Source organism: Noviherbaspirillum denitrificans, from assembly GCF_002211445.1.
GTDB lineage: Bacteria > Pseudomonadota > Gammaproteobacteria > Burkholderiales > Burkholderiaceae_D > Noviherbaspirillum > Noviherbaspirillum denitrificans.
In genome coordinates this window covers 3467579-3486769 of sequence record NZ_LSTO01000001.1, presented here as the reverse complement: position 1 = coordinate 3486769, position 19191 = coordinate 3467579, and the positions used below count along the sequence as shown (strand labels likewise).

At 61.3% G+C, this 19191-nt stretch carries 18 protein-coding genes and 1 pseudogene; 6 read left to right on the top strand and 13 right to left on the bottom strand.

Annotation, left to right across the window (positions count from 1 at the left end; all coding sequences use genetic code 11):
* Nucleotides 1-235: enoyl-CoA hydratase-related protein (locus AYR66_RS28955; RefSeq protein WP_170942320.1), on the bottom strand; the 235-nt coding region annotated here is incomplete at its 3' end.
* Between the two features lie 117 nt (nucleotides 236-352).
* Between AYR66_RS28955 and AYR66_RS16835 the strand changes: the two genes are divergently transcribed.
* The gene (locus AYR66_RS16835; RefSeq protein WP_088708466.1) at nucleotides 353-1000 is read left to right on the top strand and encodes a glutathione S-transferase family protein; all 648 of its coding nucleotides are present in this window, start codon (nucleotides 353-355) and stop codon (nucleotides 998-1000) included.
* On the opposite strand, the gene AYR66_RS16830 is transcribed toward AYR66_RS16835, so the two are convergent.
* The 3 genes from AYR66_RS16830 to AYR66_RS16820 form a co-directional block, all read right to left on the bottom strand.
* Complete coding sequence (locus AYR66_RS16830) at nucleotides 1001-2152, bottom strand: HD-GYP domain-containing protein (RefSeq protein WP_088708465.1); 1152 nt, start codon at nucleotides 2150-2152, stop codon at nucleotides 1001-1003.
* A 181-nt stretch (nucleotides 2153-2333) separates the two neighbouring features.
* On the bottom strand, nucleotides 2334-3515 hold the full coding sequence (locus tag AYR66_RS16825) for a pyridoxal phosphate-dependent aminotransferase (RefSeq protein ID WP_088708464.1): 1182 nt from the start codon (nucleotides 3513-3515) through the stop codon (nucleotides 2334-2336).
* A 42-nt stretch (nucleotides 3516-3557) separates the two neighbouring features.
* Nucleotides 3558-4007: a putative toxin-antitoxin system toxin component, PIN family gene (locus AYR66_RS16820; protein WP_088708463.1), complete on the bottom strand. Its 450-nt coding sequence runs from the start codon at nucleotides 4005-4007 to the stop codon at nucleotides 3558-3560.
* A 36-nt stretch (nucleotides 4008-4043) separates the two neighbouring features.
* Between AYR66_RS16820 and yaaA the strand changes: the two genes are divergently transcribed.
* Nucleotides 4044-4820: a peroxide stress protein YaaA gene (gene yaaA / locus AYR66_RS16815; RefSeq protein WP_088708462.1), complete on the top strand. Its 777-nt coding sequence runs from the start codon at nucleotides 4044-4046 to the stop codon at nucleotides 4818-4820.
* Here the strand turns inward: yaaA and AYR66_RS16810 are convergent.
* Nucleotides 4817-5917, bottom strand: a complete 1101-nt coding sequence (locus AYR66_RS16810) for a GNAT family N-acetyltransferase (RefSeq protein ID WP_170942178.1) — start codon at nucleotides 5915-5917, stop codon at nucleotides 4817-4819. The two genes, yaaA and AYR66_RS16810, sit on opposite strands and share 4 nt — an antisense overlap.
* A gap of 140 nt (nucleotides 5918-6057) precedes the next feature.
* Nucleotides 6058-6279, bottom strand: coding sequence for a hypothetical protein (locus tag AYR66_RS16805; RefSeq protein ID WP_088708460.1), 222 nt, complete (start codon nucleotides 6277-6279; stop codon nucleotides 6058-6060).
* A 127-nt stretch (nucleotides 6280-6406) separates the two neighbouring features.
* Here AYR66_RS16805 and AYR66_RS16800 point away from each other — a divergent pair, with 127 nt between their 5' ends.
* Nucleotides 6407-7093, top strand: a complete 687-nt coding sequence (locus AYR66_RS16800; protein WP_206047204.1) for a hypothetical protein — start codon at nucleotides 6407-6409, stop codon at nucleotides 7091-7093.
* Here AYR66_RS16800 and AYR66_RS16795 read toward each other — a convergent pair.
* A complete protein-coding gene (locus AYR66_RS16795; protein ID WP_088708459.1) occupies nucleotides 7062-7943 on the bottom strand; it encodes an alpha/beta fold hydrolase in 882 nt (293 codons plus the stop codon). The two genes, AYR66_RS16800 and AYR66_RS16795, sit on opposite strands and share 32 nt — an antisense overlap.
* 90 nt (nucleotides 7944-8033) lie before the next feature.
* Complete coding sequence (locus AYR66_RS16790; RefSeq protein WP_088708458.1) at nucleotides 8034-9533, bottom strand: B12-binding domain-containing radical SAM protein; 1500 nt, start codon at nucleotides 9531-9533, stop codon at nucleotides 8034-8036.
* Nucleotides 9534-9714: 181 nt separating this feature from the next.
* On the opposite strand from AYR66_RS16790, the gene AYR66_RS16785 reads away from it, so the two are divergent.
* Nucleotides 9715-10149, top strand: a complete 435-nt coding sequence (locus AYR66_RS16785) for a bacteriohemerythrin (RefSeq protein ID WP_170942177.1) — start codon at nucleotides 9715-9717, stop codon at nucleotides 10147-10149.
* A 60-nt stretch (nucleotides 10150-10209) separates the two neighbouring features.
* Here the strand turns inward: AYR66_RS16785 and ppnN are convergent, their stop codons facing one another.
* Nucleotides 10210-11580, bottom strand: coding sequence for a nucleotide 5'-monophosphate nucleosidase PpnN (ppnN, locus tag AYR66_RS16780; RefSeq protein ID WP_088708456.1), 1371 nt, complete (start codon nucleotides 11578-11580; stop codon nucleotides 10210-10212).
* A 182-nt stretch (nucleotides 11581-11762) separates the two neighbouring features.
* On the opposite strand from ppnN, the gene AYR66_RS16775 reads away from it, so the two are divergent.
* Together AYR66_RS16775 and AYR66_RS16770 are read left to right on the top strand one after the other, a co-directional pair.
* The gene (locus AYR66_RS16775) at nucleotides 11763-14456 is read left to right on the top strand and encodes a sensor domain-containing phosphodiesterase (RefSeq protein ID WP_170942176.1); all 2694 of its coding nucleotides are present in this window, start codon (nucleotides 11763-11765) and stop codon (nucleotides 14454-14456) included.
* 324 nt (nucleotides 14457-14780) lie between these two features.
* Complete coding sequence (locus AYR66_RS16770; RefSeq protein WP_088708454.1) at nucleotides 14781-16397, top strand: methyl-accepting chemotaxis protein; 1617 nt, start codon at nucleotides 14781-14783, stop codon at nucleotides 16395-16397.
* Between the two features lie 29 nt (nucleotides 16398-16426).
* Here AYR66_RS16770 and AYR66_RS16765 read toward each other — a convergent pair whose 3' ends face one another.
* The 4 genes and pseudogenes from AYR66_RS16765 to AYR66_RS16750 all read right to left on the bottom strand — a co-directional run.
* Complete coding sequence (locus tag AYR66_RS16765; protein ID WP_088708453.1) at nucleotides 16427-17026, bottom strand: class I SAM-dependent methyltransferase; 600 nt, start codon at nucleotides 17024-17026, stop codon at nucleotides 16427-16429.
* Between the two features lie 10 nt (nucleotides 17027-17036).
* The gene (locus AYR66_RS16760) at nucleotides 17037-18452 is read right to left on the bottom strand and encodes an APC family permease (protein WP_088708452.1); all 1416 of its coding nucleotides are present in this window, start codon (nucleotides 18450-18452) and stop codon (nucleotides 17037-17039) included.
* A gap of 185 nt (nucleotides 18453-18637) precedes the next feature.
* Nucleotides 18638-18874 (bottom strand): hypothetical protein, encoded by a 237-nt coding sequence (locus AYR66_RS16755; protein ID WP_088708451.1) that lies wholly within the window; start codon nucleotides 18872-18874, stop codon nucleotides 18638-18640.
* Nucleotides 18875-19191: pseudogene (locus AYR66_RS16750) on the bottom strand (hypothetical protein); the annotation flags it as partial.

Here is a 19191-nt window from a genome sequence, read left to right as displayed (position 1 = left end):
CCGCCGGTGCCTTGCTACGGTTTTCGAGCAGGCGGTTCAGGTTGCCGCCAGAGCAGAACACCTGGTCGGCGCCGGTGAGGATGACAGCGCGCACGGATTCATCGCGTTCAGCAGTCGAGAGGGTTTCGATGGCCGCAGCGTACATGTCGGGGTGCAGTGCATTGCGCGCCCCGGGATTGGACAGGGTCAGGATCAGCGTGGTGTCGCGGCGTGATGCTTGGAGTTCAGCAGACATGATTTTGGCAGGGGGCGAAATGGTCGAGTCAATCCGTATTATTGCCGAAATGCGCCTGCAGCGTTCCGTGTGCTGCGGTAAGCTTGAGCGCCTCGATAAAAAATGACAGGAGACAGCATGCTGAAACTTTGCGGATTCGCAGGGAGCAACTACTACAACAAGGTCAAGCTCGCGTTGCTTGAAAAGGGCGTGGCGTTCGAGGAAGAGCTGGTCTGGACCGACCGCTCGCCGGAATTGCTTGCACGCTCGCCGCTCGGGAAGATCCCTTTCCTCGAAACGGAGCACGGCAGATTGTGCGAGTCGCAGGTCATTATTGATTACCTCGAATCCGCCTTTCCGGAAAAGCCCCTGCTGCCGTCCGACCCCTTTTCCGCGGCGAAGGTGCGGGAACTGATTACCTTCATGGAGCTGCACCTGGAACTCGTGGCGCGCGATCTGTACGCGGAAGCGTATTTCGGCGGGAAGGTGTCGGACGAGGTCAAGGCGCGCACGCAGAAACTGCTCACCCGGAACGCGAAGGCGTTTGCGAAGCTGGCGAAATTTTCGCCGTATGTCGCGGGTGCGGAATTCACGATGGCCGATTGTGCCGGCGTGTTCCATTTGCCGATCATCAGCATGACTTCGAAGATCATCTACGGCGAGGACGTACTTGCTGACCTGCCAGTGCGCGAGTACACGAAGATGCTGGGCGAACGCGCGACAGTCCAGCGCGTGAACGCCGATCGCAAGGCGAACCAGGAACAGATGATGAAGCGGATCAAATAATCACAAGGCCGCTTCCTCGCCCCACAGCTGCTGCATGCTGAACGGCAGCATTGCCTGCTCACTCGAGAGCGCGTCCCTGATCGCATACAGTTCCTTGCTCGTGTCTCGCTGGATGGGGAAGGACAGGGGCGCGCCGCGCGGACCGATGAAGGTATGGACGACAGGCGTGGTGGCGGCTATTCCCCGCCGCGTAACGACGCCGATTTCACCATTCTGCAGCCGCACGAACGCTCCTGGCGGCGCGGTGCCGAGTTCCTTGATGAAGTAGGCGGCGAGCATCGGGTCGGCCGGTTTGCCTTTGGCGATCAGCACATCGCGCAATGCGGCGCTGGGCAGCAGTGACTTGCGGTACTTCCTGGTCGAGACGGAGGCGCAATAGCGGTCCGCGTAGGCAAGGATGCGCGCATTCTGCGGGACCGCGCTGATTTCCTTCTTGCCCGGATATCCGCTGCCATCCTCGTTTTCGTGGTGCAGCAGGATGTAGGAGAGCCAGTCGGCGTGTGCGATGCCGGCTTGCTTGAGCAGTTCGATGCCTTGTGCCGGGTGCGAGCGGATCAGTTCGGCCTCCTTTTCGGAAAGCGGATCCTGCCGGGTCAGCAGCCCGTCCTGGTACCGCAGCATTGCAATATTCATGGTGAGGGCGGCCGCCATGAGCTGCTGCGTTTCTTCTCGGGATTTATTCATGGCCCGCGCAATGATGCAGGCGATCAGGGCGGAATCGATGCAATGCCGCACCGCGTATTTGCTGGCGGCCTGGTTGAGGAAAATGCTCGCCACGGCGACATCGGTGTTGATGTTGAGCGCGTACTCCAGCGCTTTGACCACTTCGACGAACTTGGCTTCGGCATCGGGCTCGTTGGCTACGTTGTAGAGCAGGCGTTCCAGCCTTTTGTTGGCGAGGTTGATGAGGCGGAGGGCGGAGGGGACTTCGCGCGTGGCGGCGGCCTTGGCTTCCTTCCTGGCCTGTGCCGCGCGGTCTTCCTGGCCTGCATTGACGAACAGGCCGCGGGAAACAAGTTCTTCCGCCTGGCGCGCGTTGACAACGACTTGCCCGCGCCGCAGCAGCAGCTTGTTTCCAGACCCATATACGTCCCAAGGCAATGGCTCGCCCACGATAATGTCGGCCATGCTCAGGCGTCGCTGATCGATCATGCTGCCTCTCTCCTCTAACAGGCTTGCAATGACGGGTATTTATTGTTGTTTTGATACTCGGGGATTCATGGTCGCCCGGATTGTATTTGTATTGCTGATATTAACGGCAAAACCTTCGTTACTTTTAGGAAATTTAGGAAATAGGCGAGATTTCCAGATTTTTAGAAAACAGGAGCAATTTTCAAGTTGTTGCCAATCTCTCAAGGGCGAGGCGCAGGGTTTCATCCTTCTTGGCGAAGCAGAAGCGCACAATCCCGGACTCCTTCGGCTGGTTGTAGAAGGCAGAAACAGGGATCGCGGCGACGCCGATTTCAGTCGTGAGCCATTTGGCGAAATCGGCTTCCGGCAGGGAGGAGATGGCGGCGTATTCGACGCACTGGAAGTAGGTTCCGTCCGAAGGCAGGAGCCGGAAGCGCGTGGACTCCAGGCCGTCGCGGAACAGGTCGCGCTTGTGCTGGTAGAAGGCGGGCAGATCGAGGTAGGGCGCCGGATCGGCCATGTAGCGGGCGAGGCCATGTTGCACCGGCGTGTTGACGGTGAAAACGTTGAACTGGTGGACCTTGCGGAATTCCGCGGTCAGCGCCGCTGGAGCGGCAACATAGCCAACCTTCCAGCCGGTGACGTGGTAGGTCTTGCCGAAGCTTGAAATCACGAACGAGCGGGCGGTCAGTTCGGGATGGCGGCACACCGATTCATGGCGTGCGCCGTCGTAGACCATGTGTTCGTAGACTTCATCTGAGACGATCAGGATGTTCGTGCCGCGCACAATGTCTTCCAGTGCGCGTATATCGGCATCGCGCAGCACCGAACCGGTCGGATTGTGCGGCGAATTGATCATGATGAGGCGAGTCTTCGGCGTGACAGCCGCGGCGACCTTTTGCCACGGCACGGAATAGCCGTCCGGGCCGACTTCCATTTGCACGAACACGGGCGTGCCACCGGCCAGTTCGATCGACGGGACATAGCTGTCGTAGACCGGTTCGATCACGATCACTTCATCGCCCGGATGGACGCAGCAGAGGATCGCCGTCAGGATCGCCTGCGTGGCGCCGGCGGTGATGGTGATTTCGGTGTTCGCGTCATACGCATAGCCATAGAGGGCGGCAATCTTGGCAGCAATCGCTTCGCGCAGGGCGGGGACGCCCGTCATAGGCGGATACTGGTTGAAACCCGCCTTCATCGCCTGTGTCACCGCATCCACCAGCGCGGGATCGCAATCGAAATCCGGGAATCCCTGGCCCAGGTTGACCGCGCCTTTTTCGGCGGCGAGTGCCGACATGACAGTGAAAATCGTCGTGCCTACCTTGGGCAGGCGGGACTGCAGTACGGCCTGTTGGACAGCGGCGGAAAGGGCGGGAGACATGGGCGTATTCATGCGCAATGAAAGTCGGACAAAAAAGTCATTTTAGCCAAGTCCGGGGATGGACAGCCATTTGTCCGGCGGAATGATCTCGAACAGCCCGGCGCGCGCCGTCCGCCGTCCCAGTTTCAGCAGCGCCTTGTCCTTGGTAATGAGGAGCTGTGCGCCCGCATCGCGGGACAGTTCAAGGAATTTCTGGTCGTCCGGATCCTTGCAGACCGGTAGCGGGATGTCGCCGTGGCTGGCCAGGGCATCTTGCGGGAGACATTCGATGAGCGCATCGAATTCTGCCTGTGCACGCGGACGGGAATCGGCGTCGAGCGGAAGATGGGGATAGTCGAGCACGATCATCCATTCTTTCCGGCAGTCGTCGCGCGTGACGGCCCTGACGCTGCCGTCCTTGAGCGCGGCCAGCAGCGCCGCCCAGCGCGGATCGCGGAAGACGAACAGGTCCAGGCAGACGTTCGTGTCGATGACGATGCGTTTCGGTATCATTGCCGCAAATTTTCTTTCTGCCGGATTTTGTCTGACATGCTGATTGTTCTCTCGCCCGCGAAAACCCTCGACTATGACACACCTTTGACGACCGACGAGCACACGCTTCCCGATTTTATCGAGGATGCGGCGGAGCTGGTGGGCATGCTCAAGAAGTTTTCCCCGGCCGACCTGTCCGGGCTGATGGGGATTTCCGATGCGCTGGCCGTGCTGAACGTGACCCGGTTCGGCGAGTGGTCGCGCAAGTTCACGAAAAAGAACGCGCGCCAGGCCATCCTCGCCTTCAACGGCGATGTCTACGAAGGCCTCGACGCGAAGACGCTCACGCCCAAGCAGCTGGCCTATACCCAGTCCCATGTCCGCATCCTGTCCGGCCTGTACGGAACCCTGCGTCCGCTCGACCTGATGCAACCCTACCGGCTCGAAATGGGCACCCGGCTTGCCAATGCGCGGGGCAAGGATTTGTACGCATTCTGGGATGGTCGTGTCACAGAGGCGCTCAACAAGGCGCTGGCAACGCACAAGTGCAAGGTGCTGGTGAACCTGGCGTCGGAAGAGTACTTCAAGGTCGTCAAGCCAAAGCTGCTCGATGCGGAAGTGATCACGCCGGTGTTCGAGGACTGGAAGGGCGGCCGGTACAAGGTGATTTCCTTCCATGCCAAGCGCGCCCGCGGGCTGATGGCCCGCTATGCGGCCGCCAAGGGATTGACCCAGGCGGAAAAGCTGAAGGACTTCGATGCGGAAGGCTATGCGTTCGACGAGGGCGCATCGACCGACCGGCAATGGATGTTCCGCCGGCGGATAGCCGATTAATGCCGCAGTATCGCACCGCGTAAACCCGTTTGCCTGAGCGTGCGCAGGAAGTTCAGCGAGCGCGCCGCGCCGCGCAGCAGCAGGCTGCCTTCCTCCGGCTTGTTGGCGAGGTCGAGCAGACGGAACTTCCATTCCCGCGAGTAGCCGCTGCAGGCGATGCGGACGGCTGACGCACCGTGCAGCAGCATGCGTGCCGGCGAGCGGTAAACGGTCAGTTCGTCATAGTCGCGCTGCACGCCCAGCAGCAGGTACTTGTACTCGAAGCGGCCCCACATGAAGTGGAATTCCTTCCCGCCGCGCGCGATGCAATCCAGGATCGTCATCGTGCAGCAGAGCTTGCCGAGGCGGGCGTCGTCGTAGGCGGGATCGTGCGCATTGGTGTGCATGAAGTAGTTGGCGCCGATGCGGCTGCATACGGTACCCGCGACCACGCGGCCGTCGAGCAGCATCGCACTCACCAGGCCGCTCTCGCGCACCAGTCGTGCCAGGCGACCGGTTTCCGCGTCATCGATTTCCGATTCCTTGTTCTTGGTCGCCATGCGCGCGCGGTTAAGTTCGAAAATGTCGTGCACATACGATTCGGGGATGGCGCCATCGGTCCAGACTTCGAAGCTCAGCGTTGGAAAATTGCGCTTGAGCCGGTTGCTGTGGTACTTGAAGTTCTTGCGCGTCGCCTTGCCGAGTGCGGCCAGATATTCGTCCGGCGTCGGCGGGAGCGCCAGCACAATGTCTTCCGTGCGGTAGAACTGCTGGTGCGGGTAGGCGAGCCCGCCACCTGCCAGGATGGCCGGAAATCGGATCAGGTCGATGTGATGCCAATTGTCGAACACATGGCGTGCAAACCGGTTGATATCGCCGGCTTCCATCGCGATCTGTTCGTTGAGCACTTGCGCGCGCCGGCCGTCGATGCGGAACAGGATGATGGCATCCGTCTTGCCGCCGGTGCGGGCGACATAGGTATGGATGGCGTTGTCGATGCCGTCATAGACGCGAAACTGCTTCAGCGACGAGAAGACGTGTCCATACAGGGCATCAAGCTCCGGCTCGACGAAAGGGGGGATGGTGTTTTCGTAAACGGTGGTGGTGGTCGGTTCCATGCAGGCTCGCCTCATGATTCACTGCAGCACCGCCGCGCGGTCCTGCCTGCACCGATGATGCCTGCGCTTCCGTCACGGATATTTGCCGTGCGCAGGGAATGTGCGTCGGCTTGTTGCGGGACCTCAAAGGTCCGCATGCACTACCCGAGCGGTTTTGCTGCGTGCCGCCATTCGGCGTCCTTTTCGCTTCGCGCCCGGATGCGCTCCCAGGTCGTGCCGCAGGTATTGCAGACGTAATATTCGACATGGCCGCTTGCAGTCGCGCCGAAGTTGATGCCGGCGTCGGAGTGCAGCAACAGGTTGGCATGGGGCGACACGGAAACGTTGGCGCCTTCGAGGGCCTGGCAGTCGGGACAGGGCATGGTTGCGTCGCACGAAATGAAGACAAGCTGTCTGACAATAAACACGCGCGTTGGTTTTTGTTGCCGCATTGACGCTGGCCCGGGCCGAAGATATCGTGGCCGGAGAAACCTTCTGCAGGAGTGCGTCTTGAAATTTTCCGTTCACACGATCGTGCCATTGGCCGCATTGCTCACCGCTTCCGCCTTTGCGGCTGAGCCGCCGCAAGCCCTTCTCGCAAAGATTGCTTCCGCGTACGGCGCGACCCCGCCGGCCGCGCTCGTAGAAGAGGGCAAGACCACTTCGTTCCGGCGCGGCGAAGGCAAGCTGTTGCGTCAGTACAAGGCGCCGGACCGCTTCAGCATCCGGATCGACTACAGCACGGGCAGCGAGGCAAGAATCCTGTTGGGTGACAAGGCCTGGCAACAAGGCGCACCGGCCAATCCCATGCTGCGCGGGGCAATCATGCTCCAGGTCGCGCGCATTGCCTTGCCCTGGAACATGCTGGCGAAACGCTCGACGCTGGTGGATCTCGGTCCGGTGTCGTCAGACGGCGGCAAGCCGGGACATGCGATCGAATTTCCCCTGGAAGAGCAGCTCAGGCTGGTGGTGGAGGTCGATCCCGAAAGCGGGCGCATCCTGCGTTCGCGCGGGATTTACCGGATGGGCGAGGGGACGATGGAATTTGCCACCGTCTACGCCGATTACCGCACCGTCGATGGCCGCCTGCATGCGGCGCGCGAGGAGCACTACGCGATGGGGCAGCACACCGGGTTTTCAGTCATCGAGAAGGTGTCTTATCCGTTCAGCCTGTCTGACAGCGCGTTTGCGCCGTAGCCAGCTGGATTTCCAGCCAGCCCAGGATGTCGGCGAAGGTTTCCTCGCGGTTCAGTTCGTTGAAATTTTCGTGGAAGTTGTGTGGATGAAAGCGGTATTCGAGCAGTGACGCGTCGATGCTCTTGAGCATCGATTCCGACGCGCGTGCATCGGCAAGCTTGTCATCGCCCGCGACGACGGCAAACACCGGATAGCGCCACGACGGCATCTTCCCGGCCAGCCCTTCCTGGGCTGCCTGCAGCGATTTTGCGAACCGGAAGCTGACTTCGGTGGCGCGGATATTGTCCTTCTCGTCCTCGTAATGCCGCTTCGTGATCGCCTGGTCGTGCGTCAGCATGTGGGTCAGCGATTCAAGCGGCACCCTGGCCGTCGGGAACAGCCTGGCCAGCACGTTCGACAGCTTGAGAAGCACCGCCGGCACCTTGATCGCGTTGACATAGTACGGCGACGACAGGATGAAGCCCATGATCGCCGGATCGTGCGGAATGCGTTCCAGGCCAAGGCGGGTAGCAATCAGCGCGCCCATCGAATGCCCCATTACGAACACCGGCAGGCCGGGGTAGTGGCGCTTCACCCATTTCAGGAAGCGCTCGCCGTCGTCGAGGTAAGAGTGGAAGCCGGGGATGTCGACACGTTTCTTGCCGTCGTGCCCGCACATGTCGTAGCTGACGGTGGCGAAGCCCTTGTCGCGGAACCATAGTGCCGGCGTAACGTAGTCGCCCGCATGCGCCATTCCGCCGTGGATGGCAAGGATGACGGCGCGCGTCCGGGGAGGTTCCCAGATGTGGATGGCGCGCTCGACCTTGTCGCTGCAGGCGAGCCTGGACAGCCTGTCTTCTGAAAAACGCATGGATGGTCCCCGGACAAAGAGAATTCCAATCCTACCCTGACACCGCTGCCTGCCGGCGCGGAATGGCGCTCCCGGGTCAAGCGAAAAAAACTACGCCGCGATGTGCCGCGTCTGGCGCGGATTCGCCACGTCCGAGCGTTCCTTGTTCGACTTCACCTTGATGTGCTGCATGTTCGCCTGTCCGGCATAGTCGCTGCCCAGCAGCGACGCGACCTGCGCGGCGTCATGTCCGCGCTCCTGCAGCCATTGCCCCACCAGCGCCGCCAGCCGGTCCAGCGCGATGCGGTGCGTGGCGTCGGTACGCGCGTAGAGCCAGTCGGACAGGGCCATGAAGCGTTCGAATGGCGCATCGCCCAGCACGAACGGCAGCGTGTTCGCAAAACGTCCTGAATTGGCGATCATGTCCCAGTAGCGCGCAAAGCGAACCAGCCGCTGCATGTCGGTAAAGCCGATGCGGTCAGTGCTGAGGATGGTGTAGGGTGGATGCGGGTCGAACACCAGCTTGTACGCCTCGGTGTGCCGGATCACCGGCGTGCCGCGCAGGCGCTTGAGGATGCCGAACTGGATTTCGTGCGGCTTGATTGCGACGAGGCGGTCGAAACCGCGGGCGAAGCTGTCGATATCTTCGCCCGGCAGGCCGGCGATCAGGTCCACGTGCAGGTGGGCATGCGACTGTTCGCACAGCCAGCGGATATTGGCGGCTGATTTCTCGTCGTTCTGCTTGCGGCTGATGATGGCCTGTACCTCCGGGTTGAAGGTCTGGATGCCGATTTCCAGCTGCAGCGTGCCGGGCGGGAATTTCCGGATTGCCTCCTTCAGCGCGTCGGGCAGGTGGTCGGGGACGACCTCGAAGTGCGCGTACACCGGGTCGTCCGGATGTTGCGCCAGCTTGTCGAGGAAAAACTGCATGATGCGCAGGCTGGACTTGATGTTCAGGTTGAAGGTGCGGTCGACGAACTTGAACAGGCGGGCGCCGCGCGCATGCAGCGCTTCCAGCTCGGCGAGGAATGCGTCGAGGTCGAACGGCCACGAAGTCTTGTCGAGCGAGGACAGGCAGAACTCGCACTTGAACGGGCAGCCGCGCGAGGCTTCGACGTACAGGTTGCGGTGCGCAATGTCCTTGTCGTCGTACAGCGCGTAGGGCAGTTTGATCTCCGACATCGGCAGCTGCACGCCGGCGTGGATCTTCATCAGCGGTTTCGGTCCATTCAGGATCTGCCGGCATAGCTGCGGGAAGGTCGCTTCGCCCCATCCGGTCACCACGTAATCGGCAAGCTGGGCGATGTGCTGCTCCTGGGTTTCATGCGAGACTTCCGGACCGCCAAGCACGATGACGATTTCCGGTGCCACGCGCTTGAGCATGGCCACGACCCTTGTCGATTCCTCGACATTCCAGATATAGACGCCAAGCCCTACGATACGCGGCTGGTATGCGAGGATGCGCTCGACGACTTCGGTCGTCTTTGCACCGATGACGAATTCCTGCAGGCGGGTATCGCCTTGCAAGTCGCCCATGTTGGCAATGAGGTAACGCAGGCCGAGCGAAGCATGGGCGAAGCGGGCATTCAGGGTGGAAAGCAGGATGGTCATGGGGCGGCAGGAGGAACGGCAGACCGTATTTTACGCCTGTCGCTGGCAAGGATTCCCCGGCATATAGCCCTTCTGCCGTCATGGCATCTTGACCTCCATCAACGGAATCGGATCTGCGGCTTTCCCCATGGTGTGCGCGGTGATTAAATGCATTCACCGAGGACATAACGTCGAGGTCACCATGCTTGACACTATCGCCAAAAAAGAACTTGAGTCGCTGCAGATTTCCTGGTCCCAGGATCTTGCGATCGGCAACGAATTGATCGATTCGGACCACCGGGACATTTTCGACACCGCCCGCCGCCTGCAGGCGGAAATCACGGAAGAAGAGCCCGAGTACTCCATCGTCGGCGAAGTGCTGGTCGAACTGATCGAACACACTGGCGGACATTTCGCCCGTGAAGAAGCGCTGATGCAGGAAATCGGTTTTCCGGCGCTCGAGGCGCACAAGCGCGAACACGCGCTGCTGATGCAAAAGGTCAACGACCTGCACCGGCGCTTCATGGACGGCTACCCGAACCTGCCGATGGAAGTGGCCAAGTTCATCGAGTTTGGCCTGGTTCGCCACATCATGAAGTCGGACATGGAACTCGGTCGCTTCATGCACGCTGCCTGAACAGGCACATCCATCTGATTCCGCAGGACGCAGCCATCCTGAGGCTCCCGTCTTATCCCGTCATTTGATGATTTCGTAGCAGGGATGGTACTTCTTGCCCGGCAGCTTCATGCGATGCTGGGCGACGAAGGACGCAAGCAGGGCGTCCATCGGTTCCATGATGCTCCTGTCCCCGTGGATCTGGAAGCGGCCGTACTGTTCGATGGCACGGATGCCCTGGTCCTTCACATTCCCCGCCACTACGCCTGAAAACGCCCGCCGCAGGTTGGCTGCGAGCAGGTGGCGTTCCTGGTTCTTGTGCAGGTGCAGGTTGCGCATGTTTTCATGGGTCGGCGCAAAGGGCATCTGGAATTCGTGGTCGATCTTCAGCGTCCAGTTGAAGTAGTACGCGTCGCTGCGTTCCTTGCGGAATTCCCGCACTGCCTTGATCCCCGCATGCATTTCCTGCGCCACGAGCTGCGGGTCATTGACGATGATCTTGTAGCGCTTCTGCGCCTCTGGTCCGAGCGTCTCACCGATGAACTGGTCGATCTGGATAAAATAATCCTTGGCGCTCTCCGGTCCGGTAAAGATGAGCGGGAAGGGCTGTGCGGCGTTGTCCGGATGCAGCAGGATGCCAAGCACGTACAGGATCTCCTCCGCCGTCCCCGCGCCGCCGGGGAAAACCACGATGCCATGGCCGGTGCGGACGAAGGCCTCGAGGCGCTTTTCGATGTCCGGCATGATGACCAGGTCGTTGACGATAGGATTCGGCGATTCGGCGGCGATGATTCCGGGCTCGGTGATGCCGAGGTAGCGTCCGGTGGAAATGCGCTGCTTGGAATGCGCCACGGCCGCGCCCTTCATCGGGCCTTTCATCGCGCCCGGCCCGCAGCCGGTGCAGATGTCCAGGCCGCGCAGGCCAAGCTCGTAGCCGACTTTTTTCGAGTAGTCGTATTCCTGGCGGGATATCGAGTGGCCGCCCCAGCAGACAACCAGGTTGGGGTGGGTGATCGGGCGCATCACGCCGGCGTTGCGCAGGATGTGGAAGACTGAGTCGGTCACGCCTTCCGTCGTCGTCAGGTCGAACTTGGGATTGCCGTTGATCTCGTCGTTGACATAGATGACGTCGCGCAGCACCGCGAACAGGTGTTCGTGGATGCCCTTGATCATCTTGCCGTCGACGAAGGCATTGGCCGGCGCACCCTTGATATCCAGTTTGATTCCCCGCTCACGCTGGATGATGCTGATATCGAACGACTTGTAGCGCTCCAGCAGCTCCTTGCCGTCGTCGAGGGCATTGCCGCAGTTCAGGACGGCGAGCGAGCAATTGCGGAAGATCGAGTACAGGCCGCCCTGGCTCGTATCGAGCAGCTTGGCGACTTCGGCCTTGGAAAGGATATCGAGCCGGCCTTCCGGCGAAATCAGGGTGTCGATGACTTCGGTATTCATGAGATGCGGAGCTTCGGGTTGAAGCATTTCTGGTAACAATGTCAAACAGCTTACACGCATAAACAGCCGTCGCGTATACCAGGATCAATATCCGGTTTCTTTCTGGAAGCGCTCCCCAAAGCAGTGCGAACGTTTGGAATACGGGTGCGTCGAACTGGATTTAACGGCTTCGGATGTCTGAAATGCAGGACTTTAGCTCTGAAGGGTTTCTTGCCGACGGTATCCGCCTGGAGACGCTGGCGCAGTACCGCATCATGGACACTGCACCAGAGTCGCGCTTTGACGACTTGGTGACGCTCGTCGCGAAGATCTGTGACACGCCGATGGCGATCATGTCCCTGCTCGATGAAAACCGGCAGTGGTTCAAGTCGCGGATCGGACTCGACGTCAGCGAAACGCCGAAAGATATCGCGTTCTGCCGCCACACAATCCAGCAGGACGAGGTATTTGTCGTGCACGATGCTTGCGCAGACCCGGAATTTGCCCAGAATCCCCTGGTAACCGGGGCGCCATATATCCGCTTCTATGCCGGGGCGCCGTTGATCGCCCGCAATGGCGTCAGGCTGGGTAGCCTGGCCGTCCTCGACCGTGTGCCGCGGGACCTGTCGGAGCTGCAAATGACGGCCCTGCGGGTGCTGAGCCGGCAGGTCGTGGCCCAGTTGGAACTGCACAGGAACCTCGATGAACTCACGAAGGCGGTTGCCGAGCGGGACAGCGCGGCAGCATCGCTGCACGCATCCCACCGCAATCTCGAGTACCGCGTCGCCGAGCGCACGTCGGAGCTGAACCGGGCCAATGCCGTCCTGCAGGATGAATTCGAACGCCGTGCGCGGGAGGCGAGGCTGTCGCAGGACATCATCGACAGCCTGCCCGGCATCGTCTATGTATTCGACCAGGAAGGCCGCTTCCTGCGATGGAACCATAACTTCGAAAAGGTGGCAGGCTATACGAGCGAAGAGATGGCCAGGGCGCATGCCCTGGACTTTTTCGATAGCGAGAATGACAGGAGCCTTGTCGAAAGGCGGATTGCCGATGTGCTGCAAAACGGCAGCGCGGCGGTGGAAGCCGACCTGTGCACGCGGGATGGCAAGCGGATTCCGTACTACTTCAACGGTGCCCGGATTACGCTGGACGGACGTCTGTGCGTCAGCGGCATGGGCCTCGACATCACCCAGCGCCGCCTCGACGAAGAAACCCTGCGCCTGCGCAACCGGGCGATCCAGGCGAGCGTGAACGCGATCATCATCACCGACCTGGAGGGCAACATCGAGTACGCCAATCCGGCGTTCGAGCGCATTACCGGCTATCCCCTGCCGGAAACCATCGGACGCAATTGCCGTTTCTTGCAGCAGGACGATACCGAACAGCCAGGCGTCGCCGCCTTGCGTTCTGCCATCCTGCGCAGAGAGGAAGCGTCTGTCCTGCTGCGCAACTACCGCAAGGACGGCGCACTGTTCTGGAACGATGTCCATATCGCGCCGGTGCGCGGCGCGGACGGCATTGCGACGCATTTTGTCGGGGTGCTGAACGACATCACCGAGATCAAGCATTACGAGAAGGAGCTGGAGCGGCAGGCCAATGTCGACACGCTGACCGACCTCGCGAGCCGCAGCCTCCTCAAGGAACGCATACGGGAAGGCATCGCCACCGCACAGCTTTTCGACGCGTCCGTGGCGGTCGGTTTCCTTGATCTGGACAACTTCAAGTTCATCAACGACAGCCTGGGCCATAACATTGGTGACCAGTTACTCAAGCAGGTCGCGCGGCGCCTGGTCGGATGCCTGCGGGGACAGGATACGATCGCGCGCTACGGCGGTGACGAATTCGCGTTCGTGCTGCTCGGGCAGAAGGATGAAAAAACGGTCGCCAGCCTGATGGAAAGGATCCTGACGACGATCGAGCGGCCGTTTGATATCGAGGGACACCGGTTCTTCGTCAGCTGCAGCATCGGACTGAGCTTTTTTCCGAAGGATGGGCGCGATGTCGACACCCTGCTCAGGAATGCCGACGTGGCGATGTACCGCGCCAAGGAGCGCGGGCGCAACAACTTCCAGTTCTATACGCCCGCAATGAACCGCCGTGCCACCGAACGCCTGTCGCTCGAATCGAAGTTGCGCCAGGCGCTGGACGACGACGAGTTTGTCCTGCATTACCAGCCCAAGATCGACCTGCGGACCGGGAAGATCGCCGGGACGGAAGCGCTGATCCGATGGACGCCGGCGCACGAGGGGAGGCTTGTATCGCCGTCCACCTTTATCCCCCTCGCAGAGGAGACCGGACTCATCGTTCCCATCGGGGAATGGGTGCTGTACACGGCATGCGCGCACCACAAGACGCTGCAGGAGTCGGGGCTGCGGCCCATGCGGGTCGCGGTGAACATCTCGGCGCGGCAGTTCGAGCCGCAGACCATTGTTGCCACAGTCCGGGAAGCGCTGGTCGCCTCCGGCCTGGATGCCAACCTGCTGGAACTCGAGCTGACCGAGAGCCTGGTCATGCAGAACCCGGAAGAAATCATCAAGGTCTTGCATGACCTGAAGGATATGGGCGTGCACCTGGCGATCGACGATTTCGGCACCGGCTACTCCAGCCTGAGCTACCTGCAGCGTTTTCCGGTCGACCGCCTGAAGATCGACCAATCATTTGTCCGTGACATCGGCAACGACCCGAACGACGCCATCATCGCCCGCGCCATCATTTCGCTTGGACACAGCCTCGGGCTGGCGGTGGTGGCCGAGGGCGTGTCCAGCGAAGAACAGCTTGCCTTCCTGCGGGATAACGGATGCGACGAAATGCAAGGCTACCTGTTCAGCCATGCCGTTCCGGTGGATGAGCTGAAGAACATGCTGGAGCGGGATAAAAAGTTGGCTGTTAATTAACTTCTTGCGGCCCGACTCTTTCCCGCGACCGGGATTTGTGACTTCTGGTTTTCCCGATTGCAGGAAAAACAAGTGTTCAATGGCCTGCGACGCCCCATGCCGGCGTTGATCATTTTCGGTACGAAATTTGCTTTAGATCAAGCCGCACCTCCTCGATGCCCCCGAACCCGGCGATTCTGCTGCTGTCGGTCATTGCCCGACCCCCAAGTAACGCGAACCTGAGTACGGTGCCAGCAACCGGTCCGGCCGCGCCTGCCCGACGGTTCGCGCATATTTCCGCCCATCCCGCGGCGGAAGGCGCCTATTTATTTCGGGGGAAAAAGAATGAACATCAGAACACGCCTCATGGGATTGGCGGCAGTCAGCATTGTCTTCCTTGTCGCCATCGGCGCAGCTGGCGGGCTTACTGTGCGCAAGATGGTGGATGCCGCGCGGCGCAACGCCATCGGCACCGAGGCGATGCGTAACCACATGGCCGCCGACATGATGCATGATGCCTTGCGTGGCGACGTTCTCGCGGCGGCGCTCGCGGGCAGCAAGGGGCAGTCGGAGCGGCGCAAGGCAATCGAAAAGGATCTTGCCGAGCACGTCGACACCTTCCGCAAGGCGCTCAAGGACAATGCCGCCCTCGGACTGTCCGGCGAGATCGGCAAAGCCATCGCAGGGACCGCGCCCGCAGTGGACGCCTATATCCAACAAAGCCAATCCATGGTTGCCGCCGCCTTTGACGAACCGGCCAGGCTTGACGAACGCATGCCGAAATTCACGCAGGCCTTCAGCCAGCTGGAAGCGGAAATGGAGGCGCTGAGCGAGATGATCGAAAAGAACACTGCCGAAGCGGCGAACGCCGCAGGTGATGCCGCGACTTTCGCGCAGCAACTGATCTTCGGCGTGCTGATGCTGGCATTGGCCAGCCTCGGGGTCCTGTCCTTTCTGATCGGGCGTAGCATCCTCGGAAGCATCGGGCAGGTGGTGCGTGCTGTCGACTCGATGAATTCGGGCGAGGCGGACCTGACCTATCGCCTGCCGCCGCTCGCCGGTGAGTTTTCGACCGTCGGCGATTCGCTGAACCGCTTCATCGGCAACCTGCACGGCATCATGTCGAACGTCAGCAGCGCGACCGCTGCCGTCGCAAATGCGTCGCACCAGATTTCGGACGGCAACCATGACCTGTCGTCGCGCACCGAATCACAGGCAAGCTCGCTGGAAGAGACCACGGCGTCGATGGAAGAGCTCATCGATACCGTGCACAGGAATGCGGCGAATGCAGTCGAAGCCAACAAGCTGACAGAGTCTGCTTCCGCCGTCGCGCTGCGCGGCGGCGAGGTCATGTCCCAGGTGGTATCGACCATGGAAGAGATCAACGCTGCCTCGCAGAAGATCGTCGACATCATCAGCGTGATCGACGGTATCGCTTTCCAGACCAATATCCTCGCGCTGAATGCGGCGGTCGAAGCCGCCCGCGCTGGCGAACAGGGCCGTGGCTTTGCCGTGGTGGCGTCCGAAGTGCGCAATCTCGCGCAACGCAGTTCCGCAGCCGCAAAGGAGGTCAGGCAACTGATCGACGATTCCACCGGCAAGGTCGAAATAGGCAGCAAGCTGGTGCAGCAGGCCGGCAAAACCATGGATGAGATGGTCGACGGCATTCGACGCGTGACCGACATCATGGGCGAAATCACCTCAGCCAGCCAGGAGCAAAGCACCGGCATCGAGCAGGTGAGGCTGGCAGTCGGCCAGATCGACACCACCACGCAGCAGAATGCGGCGCTCGTCGAAGAACTGGCGGCGACGACGGAAAGTCTGCATGAACAGGCGGACAAGCTCGCCCAAACCGTGGGCGTATTCAAACTCAGCCGCGATCCAGGCCTGCATGCGGCCGGTGGACTGCCGCCAATCCCGGTGGTTCATGCGGAACAGCGGCAGGCCCTGCTTATTGCCTGATTTGCTCTGTGGCAGGCGCCAGATGAAGACTAGGCAATCGCCCTCTTCTGCGCGGAAGTAATGGTCCAGTAATAGATTGTCTTTGCCCCGATGCGCTCGACCTTTTCGGGTGGCCATTCCGGGCCCATGTCGAAGTCATGGGACACCACGCGTGTCCCGACTTTCAGCTGTTTCCAGAGCTGCGGGCGCAACGCGCGGTTGACGTCCGGCAGCAGGTAAAGCGTGACAACGCTTGCCTCCGAAAAATCGGCCGTGAACAGGTCGCCCACCATGAACTTCACCTTGCCTTCTACACCGGCCGAGGCGGCATTGGCCTTGGCCTCCGCGATCCGCTGGGGGTTGAGGTCGATGCCGACGCCGCGGGCGCCGCGTTCCTTGGCAGCCGTAATGACGATACGGCCATCCCCGCAGCCGAGGTCGTAGACCACATCATCCTTTCCCACTCCGGCAATATCGAGCATCTTGTCGACCACCGGTTGCGGTGTCGGCACATAGGGAACGTCCGGCCTGCGCGCCGGCTGCTCCTGCTGCGAAAGGGCCGATCCGGTCACGGCCATCAACGCGGCGAGCAGTATTGCCGCGAAGGCGGGGCCGAGCACATGCGGGTGGGGGCGATTGGGGCGTTTCATCGACGTCTCCTCAGGAAATGGAACGGAAAGCGGACCGCCGGCGTTCGTCGTGACGGGAACGCATCAGCAGCAACAGGACCAGCCCGGCGGCAAGCACGGCTACCCCGATCCACGCGGCGTTCAGGCCGCCAAGGGACTGGCTGTAGACGTAGGACAGGCTGGACCACAACATGAACGCGCAGGTCGCGCAAAACAGCGCGGGCAGCAGCGGATAGAGCGGTACCCGGAATGGGCGCTCTGCGCTTGGTTCGCGCCTGCGCAACACAAACAACGAAATCCCCGCTAGCAGGAAGAACAGCCAGAACACCGGCGCCGTGAACTCGACCATGGACTTGAAGCCGCTGCCGGTCCAGGTACCGACTGCGACCAGCAGCAGCGCCGCAACACACTGGATACGCAAGGCGTTGGCCGGCGTGCCACGCCGGCCGTCCCAGGCTCCGAGCATCGACAGTACCGGCCAGTCATGGCCGACCGCATGGCTCGTCCGCGCGCCGACGATCATGGTCGCATTGATGGAGGTCAGCGCGGACACCGCCACGATGGCCGAGATCAACCGCGCACCGCTTTGCCCGAACGCGGCCTGCAACACGTCGGCTGCCACGGCATCCGAGCGCGCCACGCCTTCAATGCCCAGCACCTTCCAGTAGGCCCAGGTCACCAGCAGGTAGAGACAGGTGATGATGAAGATGGACCAGACCAGGGACCGGACCATGTTGCGGCGGACATCCTTCAGTTCGGCGCTGATATAGGCGGCTTCGTTCCAGCCGCCATAGGTGAGCAGCACGAAGACCATGGCCATGCCCAGCGAAGCGGCCGCGGGCGGCGACTGTCCGGGCGCGGGCAGGGCGGCTGCCGCCTGACCAGGTGTGACGAAGGCGGCAGCGGCGATCAGCAGCAGTCCGAGCACTTCGAGCGCGGTAAGCCATGATTGCGTGGCGGCGGCCGAGTACGTGCCGCGCAGATTGATCCACGACAGCACGACTATCGCGAGCGCGGCGTAGGCGGATTCGCTGATTGTCTTGTCCAGCGCGGGCAGGGGCATGAGTTCATGCATGTAATCGCCGAAGACAAAGGCGAGCAGCGCGATCGAGCCGGTCGTGATGACCGAGAACCTCGCCCATCCGAACAGGAAAGATACCGAACGTCCGTAGGCGCGGCGCAGGAAATGGTAGTCGCCGCCGGTATGCGAATAGGCGGTCGCAAGTTCTGCATAGCACAGCGCCCCCGCAAGCGAAATCGCTCCGCCCAGCAGCCATGCCGAGAACATCCATGTCGCACTGCCTGTCATGCCGGCAACGAGGGCCGGTGCCTTGAAAATGCCCGCTCCGATAACGATGCCAACGATGATGGCGATCGCTTCCCTGAGGCCGATCACCTTCTGTGGCGTGCCGGCATGCTCGGCGGCTGGGGTTGGTTGATCCTGCATGGTCGGACGTGTTGGGCATGGGCGTTGGTGTGCGAAAGCGTTGCATGGGAAAAGTTTCGCGCGCGGCGAGGCTGTTCGCGTTTGCTCAATAGCCGGGGCTGTTCTGCCGAAAAGAAAGTCGAACCGACGGGGCGATCGGAGTCTAAGTTCTTACCTTCTGCAATTTGCTGAGGCAATTCAACTGGTTACGTATAAGGAGGAAGCATGAAGAAGCTACCGATCGCAGTTCTTGTTTCATTGCTCGGGGTGAGCACGGCAACATTGGCGCAAAGCAGTTCCACCTCATCCACCACCCCTGAACGCAGCATGCGGGGCGGCAGCATGAGTTCGGACAGTCCCGCGGCGACAGGGACATCCAGCGGTACCGGCAGCACGATGAGCGGTGGCGCGGCTTCGGGTGCAAATAGCGGGAGCAGCGGCACCTATGGCACAAGCGGGTCAAGCGGTTCATCCGGAAGCAGCGGGTCGGGCGGCGGATCGACCGACAGCAGCGGCTCCTCGGGAACGGGCGGCACGAGCGCTAGCGGCGCTACCGATGCGTCGGGAACGTCAGGCACATCGGGCACATCAGGAAGTACCGGCATGTCCGGGACATCCGGATCCGACAACGCAAGCGGCAGTACCCGTCCTTCGGGTGCGACATCCGATTCGACAAGCGGCGGCACGTCGGGCAGCGGCGCTTCCGGCATGACAGGCCCAGGTACGTCGTCCTCGAGCGGCAGCAGCGGATCGAGCGGTA